Origin of the sequence: Streptomyces mirabilis, from assembly GCF_018310535.1 — a bacterium.
In the GTDB taxonomy this organism is placed as follows: domain Bacteria; phylum Actinomycetota; class Actinomycetes; order Streptomycetales; family Streptomycetaceae; genus Streptomyces.
Genome location: NZ_CP074103.1, coordinates 37,958 through 54,515, shown reverse-complemented (window position 1 = coordinate 54,515; position 16,558 = coordinate 37,958). Strand labels below are relative to the sequence as shown.

20 protein-coding genes are annotated in these 16,558 nt (G+C 70.7%); 1 reads left to right on the top strand and 19 read right to left on the bottom strand.

The window, feature by feature from the left end; all coding sequences use genetic code 11:
* Positions 1 to 10: 10 nt before the first annotated feature.
* A complete protein-coding gene (locus tag SMIR_RS40795; protein ID WP_422664541.1) occupies positions 11 to 874 on the top strand; it encodes a TSUP family transporter in 864 nt (287 codons plus the stop codon).
* Positions 875 to 1,157: 283 nt separating this feature from the next.
* On the opposite strand, the gene SMIR_RS40790 is transcribed toward SMIR_RS40795, so the two are convergent.
* From SMIR_RS40790 to SMIR_RS40705, 19 genes are all read right to left on the bottom strand, one after another.
* Entirely contained in the window at positions 1,158 to 1,952 is a 795-nt protein-coding gene (locus SMIR_RS40790) for a deazapurine DNA modification protein DpdA family protein (RefSeq protein ID WP_212728550.1), read from the bottom strand.
* Positions 1,953 to 2,028: 76 nt separating this feature from the next.
* The gene (locus tag SMIR_RS40785) at positions 2,029 to 2,766 is read right to left on the bottom strand and encodes a hypothetical protein (protein WP_212728549.1); all 738 of its coding nucleotides are present in this window, start codon (positions 2,764 to 2,766) and stop codon (positions 2,029 to 2,031) included.
* Between the two features lie 277 nt (positions 2,767 to 3,043).
* The gene (locus tag SMIR_RS40780) at positions 3,044 to 3,727 is read right to left on the bottom strand and encodes a hypothetical protein (protein WP_212728548.1); all 684 of its coding nucleotides are present in this window, start codon (positions 3,725 to 3,727) and stop codon (positions 3,044 to 3,046) included.
* Between the two features lie 108 nt (positions 3,728 to 3,835).
* On the bottom strand, positions 3,836 to 4,444 hold the full coding sequence (locus tag SMIR_RS40775; protein WP_212728547.1) for a hypothetical protein: 609 nt from the start codon (positions 4,442 to 4,444) through the stop codon (positions 3,836 to 3,838).
* A 210-nt stretch (positions 4,445 to 4,654) separates the two neighbouring features.
* Positions 4,655 to 5,626, bottom strand: coding sequence for a DUF4007 family protein (locus tag SMIR_RS40770; protein ID WP_249938676.1), 972 nt, complete (start codon positions 5,624 to 5,626; stop codon positions 4,655 to 4,657).
* Between the two features lie 19 nt (positions 5,627 to 5,645).
* Positions 5,646 to 5,999 (bottom strand): hypothetical protein, encoded by a 354-nt coding sequence (locus SMIR_RS40765; RefSeq protein WP_212728546.1) that lies wholly within the window; start codon positions 5,997 to 5,999, stop codon positions 5,646 to 5,648.
* Positions 6,000 to 6,046: 47 nt separating this feature from the next.
* Positions 6,047 to 7,063, bottom strand: coding sequence for an N-6 DNA methylase (locus tag SMIR_RS44115; RefSeq protein ID WP_249938675.1), 1,017 nt, complete (start codon positions 7,061 to 7,063; stop codon positions 6,047 to 6,049).
* A gap of 146 nt (positions 7,064 to 7,209) precedes the next feature.
* Positions 7,210 to 7,572 (bottom strand): hypothetical protein, encoded by a 363-nt coding sequence (locus SMIR_RS40755; RefSeq protein WP_212728899.1) that lies wholly within the window; start codon positions 7,570 to 7,572, stop codon positions 7,210 to 7,212.
* Between the two features lie 252 nt (positions 7,573 to 7,824).
* Positions 7,825 to 8,163, bottom strand: coding sequence for a hypothetical protein (locus SMIR_RS40750; protein ID WP_181411817.1), 339 nt, complete (start codon positions 8,161 to 8,163; stop codon positions 7,825 to 7,827).
* A gap of 122 nt (positions 8,164 to 8,285) precedes the next feature.
* Positions 8,286 to 8,588: a hypothetical protein gene (locus SMIR_RS40745; protein ID WP_024127017.1), complete on the bottom strand. Its 303-nt coding sequence runs from the start codon at positions 8,586 to 8,588 to the stop codon at positions 8,286 to 8,288.
* Between the two features lie 77 nt (positions 8,589 to 8,665).
* Positions 8,666 to 9,130, bottom strand: a complete 465-nt coding sequence (locus tag SMIR_RS40740; protein ID WP_024127016.1) for a hypothetical protein — start codon at positions 9,128 to 9,130, stop codon at positions 8,666 to 8,668.
* Positions 9,131 to 9,657: 527 nt separating this feature from the next.
* Entirely contained in the window at positions 9,658 to 10,332 is a 675-nt protein-coding gene (locus SMIR_RS40735) for a GNAT family N-acetyltransferase (protein WP_212728545.1), read from the bottom strand.
* Between the two features lie 174 nt (positions 10,333 to 10,506).
* Positions 10,507 to 11,064, bottom strand: coding sequence for a hypothetical protein (locus tag SMIR_RS40730; RefSeq protein WP_024127013.1), 558 nt, complete (start codon positions 11,062 to 11,064; stop codon positions 10,507 to 10,509).
* A gap of 130 nt (positions 11,065 to 11,194) precedes the next feature.
* Positions 11,195 to 12,502 (bottom strand): Eco57I restriction-modification methylase domain-containing protein, encoded by a 1,308-nt coding sequence (locus SMIR_RS40725; protein WP_212728544.1) that lies wholly within the window; start codon positions 12,500 to 12,502, stop codon positions 11,195 to 11,197.
* A 22-nt stretch (positions 12,503 to 12,524) separates the two neighbouring features.
* Positions 12,525 to 13,889: a hypothetical protein gene (locus tag SMIR_RS40720; protein ID WP_249938674.1), complete on the bottom strand. Its 1,365-nt coding sequence runs from the start codon at positions 13,887 to 13,889 to the stop codon at positions 12,525 to 12,527.
* A gap of 66 nt (positions 13,890 to 13,955) precedes the next feature.
* Positions 13,956 to 14,420, bottom strand: coding sequence for a hypothetical protein (locus SMIR_RS40715; protein WP_249938673.1), 465 nt, complete (start codon positions 14,418 to 14,420; stop codon positions 13,956 to 13,958).
* Entirely contained in the window at positions 14,417 to 15,403 is a 987-nt protein-coding gene (locus SMIR_RS44110) for a hypothetical protein (protein WP_024127009.1), read from the bottom strand. The genes SMIR_RS40715 and SMIR_RS44110 overlap by 4 nt, the downstream gene beginning before the upstream one ends.
* Before the next feature lie 67 nt (positions 15,404 to 15,470).
* Positions 15,471 to 16,076 carry a hypothetical protein gene (locus SMIR_RS40710; RefSeq protein WP_212728542.1) on the bottom strand — a complete coding sequence of 202 codons (606 nt, stop codon included), beginning with the start codon at positions 16,074 to 16,076 and terminating at the stop codon, positions 15,471 to 15,473.
* Entirely contained in the window at positions 16,073 to 16,423 is a 351-nt protein-coding gene (locus SMIR_RS40705) for a hypothetical protein (protein ID WP_212728541.1), read from the bottom strand. Before SMIR_RS40705 ends, SMIR_RS40710 begins: the two co-directional genes overlap by 4 nt.
* Positions 16,424 to 16,558: the final 135 nt, after the last annotated feature.

The window sequence follows — 16,558 nt, the reverse complement described above, 5'->3', positions numbered from 1 at the left end:
CGTGCTGCTCATGAACATCTTGTTGCCGACCGGCCAGGCCGCCGACGGCCGGACTGATACTGGTCTGGCAACGGAGGGCGGGGCAACGGTGGACTGGTGGACAGCGGTAGGAGGGCTGGCCGCAGGGCTGCTCATCGCGACGATGACCGCGCCGGTCGGGGTGTCCGGGGCGGTCTTCCTTCTCCCGCTCCAGCTCAGTGTCTTCGGCGTGCCGAACCCCGCAGTCACGCCGACCAACCTCCTCTTCAACGTCATCGCTGGACCGGGAGCCTTGTGGCGCTACAGCCGGTCCGGCGCCCTGCGCGGACAGCTCACCCGGCGCCTGGTGGCCGGCACCCTGCCAGGAGTGATCTTCGGCGCCGTCATTCGAGTCTTCGCCCTCCCTGGGCCCACCGTCTTCCGGCTCCTCATCGCTGGCCTCCTCCTCCCGCTCGGCCTGTGGCTGTGCGCGCGCACCCTCCGCCCAGCACCCGAGCGGGCCGCCGCTGGTGAACCGTCCGCCCGCACCGTGACCGGCCTCGCGCTGGTCGTGGGCATCGTGGGCGGCATCTACGGAATCGGAGGAGGCTCGCTGCTCGGTCCGATCCTTGTCGGCCGCGGTCTCCCAGTCGCCCGGGTCGCCCCGGCCGCCCTCGCCTCCACGTTCGTGACCTCGCTCGTCGGCGCGGCCACCTTCACGTTGCTGTCGTTGGTCAGCCGCGGGGACGTGGCGCCGGACTGGCCCCTTGGCCTGGCCTGCGGAGTCGGTGGCCTGGTCGGCGGCTATCTCGGCGCCCGCCTTCAGCCCCGCCTCCCCGAGACCGCTCTGCGGCTCCTCCTCGGCGCGCTGGCCACAGGGCTTGGTGCCCTCTATCTGGTGCAAAGCTTCCGTTGACCATGTGCCTTACGTGACTGAGAACTCGCGACGGGCCCGACCTGCATGGCAACTTGACAGCTGTAGATAACGGGCCATCCGGAGAGATAGTGCTGTGAGGTGACGTAGCGGCGTGCCGTCTGCTCGTCGATCCGGACGACCTCGTATCGAGCCCTGCGGAAGCCTCCTTCGGAGGCGTGCCGCCAGCTGGGTACGCCGAACGACCACCGCTGGGCATAGCCTCGCGGGTCGCCCGCCACCATCGCCCGCAGCTCACCGGCGCTGGGCATGACCGGCATCCCGTTCACGCCGCCTCCCGGACCGCGGCCAGGTGGCCCAGGAGGTCTTCGCGCCAGCGCAACGCGTAGGGGAGGCAGTTGGCCTCGCTCTTGTGCGTGCCGCAGGTCCGCTCGAACCTGCCGCCCTTCGACCACGCCATGCTGTCGGCGGAAGCCACGTGCCGCCACGAGACGTCGAGTCCGGTCTTCTTGTAGCCGAAGGCGTGCAACCTCAAGCCCATGGCGTGCAAGTCCTCCAGGATCCAGCTCGCCGTGAAGGTGCTGGGCCGCCGGCAGATGCTGCCCACGCCGACGAGGGGCTCCTTGGTCAGATCGACGCCGGCCGCCGCGAACTTTTCGACGCACCGGGCGTAGTGGGGACGAAGCCACCCCTGGACGACGGGGATGATCGGAAGCTCGGGGGCGAGCTCGCGCAACGTCAGGAAGTTCGCGACGGTGAGGTCCTGGTGCTGGTCGATCGTCAGGCCGGTCATGCGCAGCGCGTCGTCCTCGCACATGAGGTCTTGCTGACTGGCCCAGGACAGCCGGCCCACCTCATCCCTGTACCTGCGGATCTGCTGCACGTACTGCTGCGGGGTGGTGCGCCATTCGCCGAACTTGGTGATCTCCGTGAAGCCGCCGCTGTCGAGCGCCCACGGGTGGCCGGCGCGGGGAAGGATTTTGACGCGGGCGAGCTGGCGGTTCGACACGAACATCGGCACGCGGCTCTCCTTGAGCCAGTGCGGGCGGTGGACGCCGAGCCAGAAGGTCGGCAACGGCGGTGCCGCCTGTGCGGGCTGTGCTGGAACGAGAACGGGCATGACCTCTCCGAACGTGAAGGCATCGGGTGGGGCGGTGCCGCCGCGCGGGACCTCCGCGCGGCGCGGCGGGCAGGGCTCACCAGCCGACGAGGCCCTTGTCCTGCGCGGCCGCGAGCTCCCGCAGACGCGCGTGGAGCCGGGTTGCGTCGCCAGGACCGCAGCCGTACCGCTCGAACACGGCCCGGGCCGCGACGGCGCGGGAGCCGGCGAAGGCAAGGTCGCCCTGCGCGACACGGAGCCGGGTCAGGGCCCGCGTGGCTGCGACGAGGCGTGCCGCGTCGATGACCGGTGCGAGGCCCGGGCCGTGGGCGGGGGTGTACATGAGGGCGGTCACCTGCTCGCCGACTTCAGGGCACAGGTTCCTGGCAGACGTCAGCCAAGGGCGCCGGGCGCTGGTGAGGGCCGGCGACCAGCTCTGGCCGCGGTCGGTGCTGACCACGGCGCACTCGAACTGGAGGCTGACCCGGTACGTGAGCGACACGGCGGCCCGGACGTCCATGTGCTCCCCGTGAGCCACACCACTCTGGGCAAGGCCCGGCGTGAAGCGCACCTGCGCGGCCCGGCCGTGGATGGTGGTCTCCAGCTCGTAGTTCGCCTGAACCACGGCTTCGACGTCGAGCTCACCGGGGCCCGAGGATCCCGGGAGGGGGAGGGCTTGGCGGAGCAGGCCGGCGCGGAGCTGCTGGGCGAGAAGTTCCGAGAGGTCCTGGGCTGTACAGGTTCCGGTGGCGTGCGTGATCGAGCGGATCCCAGCGCGTGCCGCAGCGAGTAGCTGCTCCTCGGCGACGAGCGGGTCGAAATCGACTGAGGGCATGACGGAGCGCTCCATGAGACGAGGCGGGGAGAGGCGACGTACGACTGGCGGGTGCGTCGGGTGGCCGACGGTGGGGGAGCGCGGCCGGGGCGCGGAGCTAAGGCGCGAGTGGAGGGCCGGGGCGTGAAGGTGCCGGGCGCGCGGTGGTGGAGCTGCGCCAGGGGCGGGCGGCTGTCTCAGCGCACACCAGCGGGGCAGGGGGCCGCAGCGAAAGCAGTGGGTGCCCGGCCCACCTGCGGCCGGTGACGGCGGAGTCAGGTGGAGTCGCGAGAGCCGGTCAGCGCTCAGCTGCGGGCAGCGGCGCCCGGTCGAGTTTGAAGAAGCACCGGCCGAGCTCCTGCGCGGACCACGTGAACGGGTGCCAGTCCTTCTCTCGGACGGTGACGGTGACGCCGGTCGGTGATTCCTCGACCGCTTCGACCCGCACGATCGGGAAGTGGCCGCTGGCGACACCGTCGCGCATGAGGCGGTCCCCAGGCCCGACCGGAGCCTGGACCTCGCCGCCGGTGTACCGCGTGTAGGGCACCAGGACCTGCGGGATCCCTTCCGGCACGGCCAGCGCACGGTCGGTCAGCATGTCGGCCAAGTGCTCTCTGATCAGCGCGTAGAGACGCTGGGACGGCGGGTCCTCCACCGTGAGTGCCACGAACGCCAGGCGCAGTGCCTCGTCGTCCAGGCCGGGCGGATATCCGCGGTTGTCGGCGCGGGCGAGGACGTCCTTGGCGTACCGGTGGGCCAGACGACCGCGGTGGAGGGACCCGGCGGCGGGCGGGCTCGCGGCGACGCACGCCGGACAGGAGAGCGGGGCGTCGGTGACGCGCGCCGGGTCCAAGTGCTCGTAGTGGTGGACGACCGAGTACCGGCCCGCGTCGCAGACCACGTCAATCAGAAAGCCGGTGTGGCTGTTGAGCAGACCCTCGTGAACGGCGCCGTCGTGGCCGATGAGGTTCTTGTGGTCCATGTCTTCTCCGCCGCCCCGGGGGCGGCGTCCTCGCTTTCGGTGCGTCGGGTGGGTGGCTGGCGGCACGGGCGCGGTGCTCGCGGCCCCGCGCCTCACGTGCCGTCCGGCCTACTTGCTGAGGTAGAACTTCACCCCCCGGCACACGACCAGGATCGGCCCTGTCGCGTTGATGATCAGCTGGTACGCCTCCTGCTCGGAGACCGATCCCGCCTCCGTCACGGTCTCGTCGAACCGGGTCTGACCCTGGAGGTAGCGGATCAGCTCATATTTGGCCACCGGCCCGTCGAGCGGAATCGTCGCCCCCATCGGCGAGTGGGAGTCGCTCAGGCCCCGCCCGATCCATCCGGCCGAGAGCTGGAGCGGGGCCGGGAACGGGACGCGGTGCGCGAGGTGCCGGGCGACGGCTTCGTGGGCGCGCTGGTCCCACATTCCGTTCCAGACATCGCTCGCGTTCCTGGCCTCTTCGTCGTACGCCGCCAGGGCCCGGCGCATGTTCAGGTACTCGTTGTCCTCACGGAAGAGCCGGGACGCGGACCAGTTGCCGGTCGTGTCGAAGCCGTCATCCATCGACTGCCCGTCGTGCTGGCGGCCGACCATCCAGTGCCCCGTGGACTCGTCTACGCCGAGCCACACACCCTCGAAGGAGCCGCGCCACTCGCGCCGTGCCTGGTCGACCACGGTCCAACCCTGGTGCTGCTCACCGGTCTTGATGCGCATGAGTGTCTCCTGATCTCGTCGGTAGGGGAGGGCTGGGACGCTCAAGCCGAGGGGCGAGCACCACCAACAGAGATCAGAATACACAGTGAAATATGAATACACAACATCGAGTCGCGTCGTGTGCCCGCGGGCGTCACGGTGCCATCGCGGCGTCGGCTCGGATCCCGGCGGCGAAGGCGCAAGCCGTCAGGACCCGGACCGAGCAGCGAGTTACCCCCACGTGCGGCCGGCATCAGGCTGCAGGGCGGGATAGGCGGTGGCCAGGACCTCCTCGGCGAGGAGAGCGGGCCCGCGCGAGTAGGCGAGGGTCTCCTGCCCGTCGCCGGACTGCACAACGGCCAGATCCGCATGGCGGCCGGCGACCCTGTGCACGGCTCGGCGGAGGTCTTCGTTGCCGGTGAGCAAAAGCCTGCCCGGCCCGAGGGGATCGGAGGCGAGACGGGCGAGGTTGATGGAGCCGGGTGCGGGACCTGCGGTGCGGGCGGCGAAGTCCAGGCTCGCGTACGCCTGGACGACGTCGGGGCAGCGGCGGCCGGCGGTGCGGCGGACGGCCACGCCGTGGCTTCGGCCGGCAGCTCCACCAGCGGGAGGTTCGGGGTCGAGCAGGTGCAGGGTGCGGAAGGGGTTGGCGAGTTCGTCCTCGACACCCGTTGCGTCGCGGTCCCGGAGCGCGTACATGCTGACCAGGCAGGCAATGTCCGCGGCGACTACCGATCGGGCCGGGCTCTTGTGGCCGGCGGCTTCGGCGGCGACCGCAAGGCGTCCCTGCAGTTCTGCGCGGCTGTACCGGCTGATCGGGGAGTACCCGAAGAGGTAGCGCCAGCTGGGCACATGGCACCGTTCGGCGCTCACCAGCCACCAATGAAGCACCCACAGGCTGGTGTCGAGCTCAAGGAAGGGGTCTGCTCCGGCTTCCTCGTCCAAGAGCCAGTGGGCCCGGTCGGTGGGCACCAAGTCCCGGCCGTGCCGGGCGGCCAGTCCGAAGGCCTGGGACCAGAAGGACATGGCCGGGACCATGCTCTTGCCGACTCCGAGCACGACGGTCGCGTCGGGGCGGCGCAGGGCGGCGTGATCCTGGAGCAGGGCGAGGTAGACCTTGCGGAGCCACCCGTCGCGGGGTGGGTAGCCGCGGTGCCGGCCGAAGGCGGGCAGGCAGCCGGTCATGGGGGTGTGGTTCGGCACGGCGATCCCTTGGTGAGACTCAGTCGAGTGAGAGGGGGCTGCGGTCGGAGAGGGTGAGCCGGGCGACGAGACGCGCGAGGGGCTGCGCCCAGTCGGCCGGTGGGCCGGGGACGAGGAAGTCCTCGCTCCAGGTGGTGCCGTCGCCGACGAGCGGTCGGCTGGTCACCTGGACGTGCCGCAGGCGGGCTCGGGCAGGGGCGAGTTCGAGCTCGTAGGCCCGGGTTTCGGTGTCGATGTACCAGGTCAGACAGCCCTCGGCGTCAGGGCATCCACAGGCCAGCATGTACACGCGGGTCCGGCTGGGGATGGGCAGGACGGCGCGCAGCGCCTGAGTCACGGCCTGGCCCTCCGTGTGGTCGTGAACGTGCGCCACGTTTCCTCCTTTCGGCCCGGCCCACGGAAGTGGGCCGGGCCATGCGGCTACCTGCTGGCCGTGAGGGCGTCCAGCAGCTGCTTGGTGGTGCGGGTGGCGATCGCGAAGCGGACCATCTTCATGACGTCATCGCGGTGGCGGGCCACGTCGCGCGCCTGGGCGAGGGTGTCCTCGGCCAGGTCGGGCTGGGCGAGGACGTCTCCGCAGCCGACGACCGCCCGGGGGCCCAGTTCCCATACGAGGGCATTGACGGCGGCTCCGGCGGCGGCGAGGGGGTCGAGTTCGAGCATGACCCAGCCGCGGTCGGCTGGGTCCTCGCCGTCGCGGCGCAGTTCCTGCGCGGCGGAGCGGAAGAGCCCTCCGGTCCCGGCGGTCGGCTCGAGAGCCCACTCGCCGCGTTGGTGGGGCCGCTTTTCTGAACTGCCGTCGTTGGCCAGCATCGCGGTGATCAGGGCGCTGACATCGGGCGGGGTGTGGTACTCGCCGAGGCTGCGCCGGGAGTGGTGGTGGCGCAGGCTTGTGATGACCCAGGAGAGCAGGTCGATCCGGGACCTACCGGCGGGGTCGGTGTCTCCGGTGTGCTGGAGGACCCCGTGGCGCAGTGCGGCGCGGGTCACGGCCCGCACGCCCGCGAGGTGCGTGTCGTGGAGGTCCTCTCTTGTCCAGTCGAACAGGGGGCGGGCGGTGGTCCACAGGTCGGGGCGAAGGCGCCAGTAGTAGTTGGCGCTCTCGGCCAGGCCGCGGACCAGGACGCGCGGGGGTTGTGCGGCGATGTACGCGGCGATCGTGTCGGCGGCCTCGGCGCCCGGGGACTTCTGGGGCCACAGTGCGAGGGCGGCGACGACCCCTGCGGGGATGTCCAGCCGGCTGCCGCCGGCGGCGTACCAGGCGTCGGCGACCGCCTCGCCGAGGACGGAACCGGGGCTTCGGCTGACGGTGATCGGGGGGCAGTCGGTCGTGCCGGCATGCCGGGCACAGCTTGGATCGGTGCAGTTCTGGGCCTTGTGGGTGTGTGCCTGGTCAACGGCCTCGATCACGAGGGCGGCGGTGGTGTCAGTGGACATGAGGGTTCCAGGACGTAGGTGGGTCTGCTGGTCGGGAACAGGAGGGCAGGGCCAGGGCCGCGGGCGGGAACGCACCGTCCGCGGCCCCCCGGGCCTGCACGTTGTGGTGACGGGTGGTGCCGTACGAGCGGCCACCCCCGGCACATTCAGAGGACTCCGCGGCGGGACAGGTCGGGCTCGCACAGGGAGCACGTCCCGCACGGCGCGTGGTCGGTGCATCCCGGCTCCGGGAGGGCATGGGCCGCGGCGTCCTCGCGATGGATGAACTTGGGCCACTCGCGTTCGTACAGGAACTCGCCGGCCCACTCTCGGGACTGGAATCCGGGGATGCGCGAGGCGTCGTTGGTCGTATCGGGCTGGGCGACCCACGTGGTCGTGCCGTCCGAGAGGGTGTGTTCCCACACGTACCCGTGCACGGTGGGGCTGGCCTTGTTCACCACGAGGAACCCGCGGGTGTAGTTGTTGTGGGCGGGCTGGAAGTCGATGTGCTGGGCGAGGCCGGGCAGCATGATCACGCCTCCGAAGGGTGAGTGCGGGTGGTGTTGGGGGTGCGGAGTCTGAGGGAGCCCAGCCCTCTCGGTGGCCTGCACGCGCCCCGACTTGGGGCGCGAGGCTCATTCCTGTGGGAACCGAGGGCGGTCCGGTGCTTGCTCGTGTGCCGGGCGGCGTACTGCACGCACGGAGGCGTGGACCTACGCAACTCAGGGGCGAGGCATGCGGCTTGCGCGGGGCCGGATGCCGGACTTAGAGCCTCGCTACCGTCACCGAGTCGCGTCGGCGGAGTTCTTGACCACTCGGCCGCGCGGGGTGAGGGTCCACACCTCGTCGGGTGCTTCGCCCCGTTTCGGTGCGACCTGGGTGGCGGAGCGCCTCCACACGAGCAGATACGCACTGGGGTCTGCGTCGGGGAAGTCTTCGGCCGGACTGTCGGCGAGGGACGTGCCGTATTTGACGCCGTCGTAATAGGTCGGGCCGTGGTGGTGGGCCACGCGGCGCTTAAGTGCCCGCTCGGGAACTTCCTGGTTCGGGGCGAACTCCATCGCGGTCAGATCGGCCGGCTTCTTCCGGCGCGACGGTATGAACGTGAAGTACACAGTCATCGGCGTGAGTTCCCCGGGTCGTTGAGAGCGGGCTGAGGTGATGTTGGGCTGTGCCCCACCGCGCCGCCGTGGGTGGCGGCAACGCGGAGAGGCGTTGCCGGTCGGGTCGGGCTGCTCGGCTTTCAGGCGTTCCGCAGAGCGCTCGGCGCGGCGGCGTACTTCACGCACGCGGGCATGGAGTCCCGCAGATCGGGGCCGCGCAGCCCGCGGCTTCCGCGGGGCAGAAGACCGCACTTGAGGCGCTCCCGGCCGTCGTGTAGCTGCTTGAACACCTTGTTGGCGCACCCTCCGCAGACGGCGGAGGGGTTGTCGAGATCGCTGCCCAGAAGCGGAACCCGGGTCGCGGGGTGCTCGCCGCGGTCGAGGTGCATGCGTATCGAGCCGCGGCCGGACCGAGCCGGGGCGGGGATCAGGGGCGTGGTCATGATGGAGGTCCTTCCGGGCGGGATGTCTGTCGGGGCGGCGGCACCGAGGGCATCGGTGCCGCCGGGGGCTTGTGGTGCTACTTGGCCTTGCGCTGGTCGACTCGGTGGGCCTGTGATGCCGCTCGCATGACCTCGTCGAAGTCGAAGCCGAGGTCATGGGTGTAGGCGCGCAGATCGTTGAGCAGCACGTACAGCGCCTTCGAGAAGGTGGGGTAGGCGTCGTCTGCCATGTGCACGCGGAGGGCAGCAGCGGCGTCGCTCGCGTGCACGTAGTTGTCGAAGAGGTGGTCTTCGGCGGCCGAGTCGTCGGTGTTGGTGATCGGCCCGACGGACGGGGCGAGGTTCGGCATGGCGGCCAGTGGCCGTTCGTCGAGGCGCGCCCTGGCGTCGCCGTCGAGGCAGCGCTCGAAGTCGGCCCGCATGTGGCTGGCCAGGTGCATCAGGTCGGTGGTGACGTCCACAAGGGTCAGCCAGATGTCGTTGCTGCTCTGGCGGTAGGCGAGAAGGGCGGCGGCGACCTCATGGGCGACGGCAACGGGCATGGCAGGGCTCCTGAACGGCAACGGGGTGGACGCGGCGTGGACTTGAGGACCCGCCAGCGATGTGATCAATCTACACAACGAAAAAGAAATACGCAACGTCAAGGGGTTGATGAAGGCGGGTCCGGTCAGTCAGCCGTCCCCGCCTTCCACCTAGTTCGAGCGCTCAGCGCAACCCGTGGCGGCGCGGAGCTGCTCTACTCGTTCCCGCCGGCATCCCTGCGCGCTCGCAGTTCTCCAGGCGGCTGCCGACGGGGCATCGTGCCGACGAAGACCAACAGCGCCCCCAGCGCCACTCCGGCTGTAATGATCGCGCCCACAACGCTGCCGGGCTCCAGTACCCACACACTGACCAGGGCGACGGCTGCACTCGGCGCGCCCCATCGGAGCGCCCAACGGCGCCATGGGCTCGGGCTCTTCCCGTCGACAACCGGCATCAGTTCCTCCTTCGTTCTGGATGCCGGCCGACACCTGCACCCGTGCGTGAATTGTGCGGCCCGGGAGTGCGGACAGCCCGGGCCGTGATCGGGTCAGGCACAAAACTGCTCCCCGTCGAAGTACGCCCCACGGGCCATGCGGGTGTTGGGAAGGACGCCCGAGACGACCGGGGAGGGAAGGCCCGGGACGTCGACGAAGGTCGTGTATCGGTCCAGGAGCCGGGCGGCCACCCGGGTGTCGCCCCAACGGTGCCCGACCGCGTTCAGGGGGCCGAGGGCCACGTTCAGGTCGTTCATGATCGAGAAGCCGAGACCCTGGTAGTAGCTTTCCAGCTTCGGGAAGCAGTTAAGGGTCAGCAGCCCGTAGCCGGCGCGTGTGAAGCGGCGTACGGAATGCCGGATGAGTTCGGCCCCGATGCCTCGCCCGCGCTGATCGGGGTCCACGGCAACGGCGGTGATGATCGCGATTCGTTCCGCCAGAAGGTGCGCCAGCGGCACGTCGATGCCGGGATGGTCGAAGAGCCACAGCGGAGCGCCTCCCAGGAGGACGCCGAGCGTCTCGCCTTCATCGCTTTCGGCCACGACCATCAGGGCCCGGAAGTGGGAAAGGGGCCCTGCCTGCGGCAGGGACAGGTTCGGCCGGACCTCCTCGAACGCGTTGGGGTCGTCGGGATTCACGTCGGCGAGGAGGCGCATGACGGCGTCGGCGTCGGTGGGCGCCGCGTCCCGGAAGGTGATGCCGGGCAGGCGCGTGCGAGTGGTACCCATGGAGGCTCCTGGCGGTGATGCGAGGCGTAGTACGTCGCCTCTGGTTGTGGGCCGCCGGAGGGGTCCTCAACGGCGGGCTCGGTCACGCTGGACCGGGGCGGGATTCGGGCCGGGGCCGGGCCGACCGGAGCGGGCGAGCTGCCCGGACGGCCCGGAGTGCTGTGCGGAGGGGCCTCAGTAGATGTGGCGGCCGTCAGGAACGGTCTGTCCGATCAGGCGCCAGGGCGGGCCGTCATTGAGAACGCCCATCGGGCACCGATCCGGCCGATGCGTCGACAGGTCGGCCTCGATGGCCGTGTACCAGTGCTGCGTGAGCGGGCATCGCGTTCCGCGTGCGCATCCCGGCCGCTCCGCGACGAACACGTGGTACACGTCCGGAGAGGTGGGGAGGGACCGACGGAACGATTCGGCGATGCGCTTGCCGTAGGCCGCCTGACTCTCGCCCTGGTAGCGGCGCCAGACCTCCTTGCCATAGACAAACTGGGTCTGGCCGTCGCGGTCGAGCCGCCAGCGCAATGAGGAGCCGTAGCGCGGGCTGTCGGGGGACGACTCGTCTGCGCCCGCGGGCACCGCTCCGGTCATGTCGAGAACGGTCTGGCCGGTCCCGGCGAACGCCTGGGGCACGGCCAGCGCCCAATAGGTGGTGGCGCTCTCCTGCCACTGGTACGGCCTCCGCCGCTCGTGCTGTGTTCCCGCCTTGCGGCGCTTTATGAGCGGCTTGTTCCGCTTCATCTGTATCAGTCCCCGGATGCACTGGGACGGCGCGAAGCCTAGAGCTGCGCTCGTCAAGTGGGTTGGTGTGGTGGGGCGTTGGCCCGATCCGAGAGAAACAATACACATTGAAATGCGAATACGCAACGATCTAAAGAGTGTCCCGACCACGCCGTGCGAGCTCCGCCCCCGCTTGGAATCGGTCCCAGGCCAGCCGGCTGTCGACCGCGTCCTCGATCGCGCTCCAGACCAACCCCCGTGCGGGGTCCTCCGGAACGTGGGGCTCTCCACGGTTGCCCCGGATCACCGTGACCGTGTCGCCGACCGGCGGCCGGGCCCGGTGGACGAGGATGCAGGTGGGGGTTCCGTGGCCCGGGATGTAGGCCCCGGATGTGTCGATGATCCAGCGCGCGTCGAAGCGGGGCAGGAACTCGGTGACGTACCGCCTGCCGAACTCTCGCTTCATGAACGAGTTCGCGGTCAGCTGCGCCACGAAGCCGCCCGGGACGGCCAGGTGCTCGAGCATCAGCGCGGTGAAGGGCAGGGCCAGCGAGTACTTGCCGGCTGCCACCTGCGGGTACGCGGCGCGGACCTGGTCGCGGACGGTGGGGTCCTTCGGGGTGATGTACGGCGGGTTGGCCACGCACGCGTGGTAGGCGCCGGCGGCCAGCAGGGGCTCGGTGCGGTCCAGCAGGGAGTCGGCGGCGGCCACGTTGACGGGCCACGACGCCGGGACGCGGTCCAGGCTCACACCGAGGACGTGCGCCGAACCCGCCAGGAGCCGGTAGGCGGTCAGCACGGCGGCGTACGCGTCGAGGTCCACACCCGACACCGCAGCGAGCGCCCGCTCGACGGCCCGCGGCCCATGCCCGACCGGAGCGGGCCGGCGTCCGCGGACCGGCGGGACGCGGACCATGTGGAACGCGGCGACGGCGATGTGCCCGGTCCCGCAGGCAGGGTCGATCATCCGGACATCGGCCGGCCCCCACTCCTCCATCGCCGGCTCCAGCGACAGCCGCAGCAGAAGACGGGCGACCCAGGGCGGCGTCTGGCACAGGGCGCGCCCCTTGCGGGCCTCCTCGGACAGCAGCTGGTAGGTGTCGCCGAGCGCGTAGCCGTCCACGCGGTGCTCACCTTCCAGAGCGGGGTGCCGGTCCCAGAACTCCTCGATGGCAGCCCAGGCGGCCGCGCCGAGCGGCTGCTCCCACAGCGGCAATACGGCCGGATCGAAGAGCGGGACGAGCGCGGGGTGGCAGTTGGCGAGGCTCTCCAGGGATTTCAGCAGGCCGTCCGGGCCCGGAGGGCGGTCGTCGGCCGAGGCCAGGACGTGGTCGTGGGCGTGCCGGACGAGGGCCGCGGCGTGGATCCACAGGGCGGCCGTGCGCCGGTCACCGGTGTCGCGCGTGACCGTGGCGGTGAGCTTGTCGTAGGCGCCCGGTGGCAGCGTGCGGGTGGTCATCTTTCCTCGCAGGGGTCGGGTGCTACTGGCTGTCGGTCATCGCGGCCCAGACCTCGGCGAAGGCAGGGCGGGCCTTGTCCTGCACGCCGGCGGGGGCGGTCACGTAGAAGTCCTCGGCCGTCCCGTACGTCTTGGAGTCCGGGCGGACGCGGGTGCGCACGCGGGCGATGCCGGCGCCGTGGGCGTCCGTGGAGTGCTCGACCGGGCGGTTCAGCGCCGTGGCCGCGGTGGTCAGGAAGGTGCCGGCTTCGGTTCGGCTGCCGGTGCGGACGGTTTTCACCGACCGGTAGACGGTGCCCTTGATGCCGTTGTCGCGGCATTCGGGTTTGGCGCATCGGTCGCCGTGATCGGTCTTGCACTCGGGCCGTCGGCCGGCGGTGTAGACGCGCTGCACCCGGTAGACCGCCCAGGGCTCCTCGTCGAGCCGGGCGTCGAACTGGCCGAGGGCCTCGGTGTTCTGGTCGTCGGTGACCCGCCGGAACAAGGTGTCGTCCTTGTAGAGGGAGCTGTTGTCGTTCAGGGCCATCGACAGGTACTCCAGGCGCAGCACGCGCGCCGCGAAGTCGGGGTACTTCCGCAGCCGCTTCAGGTGGTCCGGCTGCGGCGAGCACACCCCAGAGAAAGGACAAACAGGACAATATGACTTGGACATGTCGATCCCGAGGCGGTCCTTGACGTAGCCCTGCACGTCCTTGCGGCCCCAACCGAGCCGGAGCAGCGGGTAGTCCAGAGCGAAGGTCTGGCGGCCGGCCCTTTCATTGCGCTCGGCCTGGGCTTTGTTGGCCTTGACCGCGCGCTTGCGCTCGTCGGCGTTGTAGCCGAACAACTTGCCGACCGTCTGGCCGCCGGCCTCCCGCAGTTGAAGATCATCAATGGCGAAGGCCTTGAACTTCTGCGCGCACTTGTGCCCGCCCGCGTACTGCGGAACGGTGCCGTTGGCCTCCAGCTCGTCCATGAGGGTCCACTGGCCGCGGTCGAAGACCTTGCCGGGATTCGTGGTGTCGGAGAGGACCTGGACGCCGGCGGACTCCAGGTGGCCGGCGCGCGCGACCTGCGTGTACCGGATGCCCTTCTCCCGCAGCAGCGGCAGGACGTGGTTCTCGACGTCGGAGATCGTGTCGGGAAACTCGAAGCCGGTCATCGCCGTCACGATCGAGAAGTCGGAGAAGTCCGTGGCGACCCCGAAGGCGGCCGGTTCGTTGATGATCGCCAGGGCCAGCGCCGTCGAGTCGACGCCGAGACCGAAGTTGAGCGACTTGTGCTTCGTCGCCCGGAAGGATTCCAGAGCGTCGGCGGAGGCGACCTCGGCCGGGGCCGGCACGCCGGAGGACGACGCTGCGGGGCCGGCCTTGTCGAGGTCGGGTGCGAACAGGGCGAGGGAAGTCATGGGTGTACCTGTGGGGGAGGGGCGGGTGCGGCCTGGGAGGGCCGCGCCCGCCGAAGGAGAGGGGGATCAGGGCTGGGACTTCGCGGCGCGTGCGGCGTCGACGCCCGCGGGGGTGAGGAAGGGCCGGTGCTTCGGGCCGGTACGGCCGTCGTCGCCGTCGGTGGGCTGCGGGGTGCCGTCGGCGTCCCGGTACTCGACGAGCGCGAGACGGGTGAGGGCGGCGGCGGTTGGCCAGCTGACGTCCCGCAGCGCGCCGTCCTCGTCCGCGGAGTCGATGGCCGCCAGCTGGGATTCGTTCAGGATCGCCCGCCGCCCGGCGCCGGTGATGAAGTACGGTCCGACGCCCTGCGCCTGCGCCAACTCCGCCGGCAGCCGGAAATCGTCGCCGTCGTTGCGGTAGACCAGGCCGTCGTCCAGGTAGACCTGGAGCGTGGTACGGCTGCCGTGTGACGTGAGGTGCCCCGATGGATGGGCACATGCGGCACGGAGGTGCTGGGGCGCTGGCGGGTAGGACTTGGCTTTGACGCTCATCGCGGGCCCTCCAGCGCGAGAGTCGGCACCGCGGAGAGCGCTGCCGCCTGCGCACCGATCGCCGCCGCCTTGACCTTGAGTCCGCAGCCGGAGCGCTCGCACTCCTCCGTCGCCCGCGGGTTGGGCCACCGGCAGTCCGGACAGCTCCACATCAGCCCCGCCGAGACCGCCACCGAGGAGATCACGGCCCTCTGCTCCAGGTCGGCAGCGTCCAGGAGCTGCTCCAACACGGTGGGGTGCGGGGCGTGGTGGTGACTGTGGTCGTCGAGGACGACGGTGTCCTCGACGACGACGCGCAGCGGTACGGTCCCGTCCGGCCGAACGACGTGCTCGGGGTCGGCGCTGTCGAGGTGGACCGAGACCCGCACGACACCGTCCTCGGCGTCCACGTAGCCGAAGACGAGCACACCGGCCACCTCGATGCACGACGGTCCGTCGTCATCGGCGGCGTAGAAGACCGCGCCGCGATTGAGGCCATCGGCCGTCACGGCGTCGGGGAAGGCGAAGTTCAGGGGAACAATCCGAGAGCGGTGCGGCCGTCCGATCTCCTCCGAGTACAGCTCGAAGCCCTGATCCGGCACCGCGTCGCCGTCGGCACCGTAGTAGAGGTCGATCGCCTCCACGTCGTTGGCCGGAGGCTCATCGGGCACGTCGCCCTGGCCGCCCACGTTGGCCCAGTTGCTGCGCACGTGCGTGGCGAGCTCATCGAGGGCAGCGCCCCTCGTGGCGTACGGCGCCGTGGAGTCCTCGTGTCGCGTCCAGATGCGCAGCATCCACACCTGCTCGCCCGGGCGAGGCGCCAGGAAGGCGGAGACGGCCGGGGACCGACGGCCGCCGGCCTCGGCGACGATCTCAGCGTGAACGCGCCGGGCAAGTTCACGGTACGGCGACGGCAGTTCGGCGACGGCCGGTGAGTGGGCCAGGGCGCCGGCGATGCGCACCAGTTTCTCAATGTCAGAGGGGCGGAAGCGTTCAGCGAGCATGGTCATCCTCGTAGGTGGCAGAGCCCGGCGGCCACGGGCGGGCCCGCCGGGCGTAGAAGTGGGAGTGCTAGATGCCGAGCGCCTGAAGCGCCGCCACCAGGGCGAGGGCGCGCTTTCGCTCGGGGGACGCCCGAACGCGGCGGATGCGCTTCGGGTCGGAAGGAAGCTGAATGCCCACGGCACCGCCGCGGTCATCCCGGCGCAGCGCGTACTGGTCCGCCGAGAGCATCCACGCGTCCCAGTCGTCGGCCTTGCGCCCAGCACGCACCTGGGATTCCGCGGTGGGGGCCGTGACGGGGCAGGAACACGCCGGGTCGTCGCACGGACGGCCCGCCGGATGCCGGGCGATGACGCCGCCCGGACGGTAGGTGGCGCTGGTGCCGTTGAGCATGGGGCACGCCTTCTCCGCATACATCAGGCACGGCGGGTGGAGTGCCGGTTCCGGCGCGTACCCGACGCTCACGTCCTGCGGGCGGAGCAGCACGTAGAACCACCGCTCCAGCGGCCGTTCGCAGATCTGACACAGGCTGTTCTCGAAGGCCCGAGCGCGCCTACCCGGGTGAAGCCCGCCGAAGACCGGCAGGCCGTTGTGCTCGAACGAGACGTACGGGACGACCAGGCCGCCACGGGTGGGACGGTGCGCGCACGCCGCGGGAATCGCCGGGACGCTCACTGCGGACCACCACCGGCGAGCTCCCAGGAGGGGCGGGCGAGCTCGACCAGGAAGGTGTAGGCGGAGTCGCTGGCCTGGAGCAATCGGACGACCGGGAGCTGCCGGTACTGGTCGAGGAACTCTCCGATCGTCAGCGCGGTGTGGTGCGCGTCGTCCGAGTAGTTGCCGTTGCCGAAGGAGACCAAGCGCTCGCCCTGGTGCTGCGGCCACGTGTAGGCGGCGAGAAGCTCGGCCTGGCTCCAGTTGTTCGGGTTGGCGCGGACCTTGACGAGCTCGGCGCCCGGCACCAGCTCCCTGAGCGAGTCGAGGGGCGGCGTCCGGCGCGGTTGGGGGCTGCTCAGGACCATGGCGGTCTCCCAGTTCGAGGCGGGCGCTCGTGGCCCGGGCGGTGAGTTGAAGGGCTGCGGGATTCGCCGCGCAGCGGTGCAGCGGCCTGACAGCCGCCCTCACAAGGCCGGCGCAAGCCGACGTACGGGTTGTGA

Bases quoted from the DNA above. Each gene is read 5' to 3' on its own strand.
- SMIR_RS40775 (WP_212728547.1), bottom strand. From the start codon at position 4,444: ATGCGCATCAAGACCGGTGAGCAGCACCAGGGTTGGACCGTGGTCGAC.
- SMIR_RS40725 (WP_212728544.1), bottom strand. From the start codon at position 12,502: ATGACCACCCGCACGCTGCCACCGGGCGCCTACGACAAGCTCACCGCC.
- SMIR_RS40745 (WP_024127017.1), bottom strand. From the start codon at position 8,588: ATGACCACGCCCCTGATCCCCGCCCCGGCTCGGTCCGGCCGCGGCTCG.
- SMIR_RS40740 (WP_024127016.1), bottom strand. From the start codon at position 9,130: ATGCCCGTTGCCGTCGCCCATGAGGTCGCCGCCGCCCTTCTCGCCTAC.
- SMIR_RS40755 (WP_212728899.1), bottom strand. From the start codon at position 7,572: ATGCTGCCCGGCCTCGCCCAGCACATCGACTTCCAGCCCGCCCACAAC.
- SMIR_RS40795 (WP_422664541.1), top strand. From the start codon at position 11: ATGAACATCTTGTTGCCGACCGGCCAGGCCGCCGACGGCCGGACTGAT.
- SMIR_RS40780 (WP_212728548.1), bottom strand. From the start codon at position 3,727: ATGGACCACAAGAACCTCATCGGCCACGACGGCGCCGTTCACGAGGGT.
- SMIR_RS40735 (WP_212728545.1), bottom strand. From the start codon at position 10,332: ATGGGTACCACTCGCACGCGCCTGCCCGGCATCACCTTCCGGGACGCG.
- SMIR_RS40790 (WP_212728550.1), bottom strand. From the start codon at position 1,952: ATGCCCGTTCTCGTTCCAGCACAGCCCGCACAGGCGGCACCGCCGTTG.
- SMIR_RS44110 (WP_024127009.1), bottom strand. From the start codon at position 15,403: ATGCTCGCTGAACGCTTCCGCCCCTCTGACATTGAGAAACTGGTGCGC.
- SMIR_RS40750 (WP_181411817.1), bottom strand. From the start codon at position 8,163: ATGACTGTGTACTTCACGTTCATACCGTCGCGCCGGAAGAAGCCGGCC.
- SMIR_RS40785 (WP_212728549.1), bottom strand. From the start codon at position 2,766: ATGCCCTCAGTCGATTTCGACCCGCTCGTCGCCGAGGAGCAGCTACTC.
- SMIR_RS44115 (WP_249938675.1), bottom strand. From the start codon at position 7,063: ATGTCCACTGACACCACCGCCGCCCTCGTGATCGAGGCCGTTGACCAG.
- SMIR_RS40705 (WP_212728541.1), bottom strand. From the start codon at position 16,423: ATGGTCCTGAGCAGCCCCCAACCGCGCCGGACGCCGCCCCTCGACTCG.
- SMIR_RS40730 (WP_024127013.1), bottom strand. From the start codon at position 11,064: ATGAAGCGGAACAAGCCGCTCATAAAGCGCCGCAAGGCGGGAACACAG.
- SMIR_RS40715 (WP_249938673.1), bottom strand. From the start codon at position 14,420: ATGAGCGTCAAAGCCAAGTCCTACCCGCCAGCGCCCCAGCACCTCCGT.
- SMIR_RS40720 (WP_249938674.1), bottom strand. From the start codon at position 13,889: ATGACTTCCCTCGCCCTGTTCGCACCCGACCTCGACAAGGCCGGCCCC.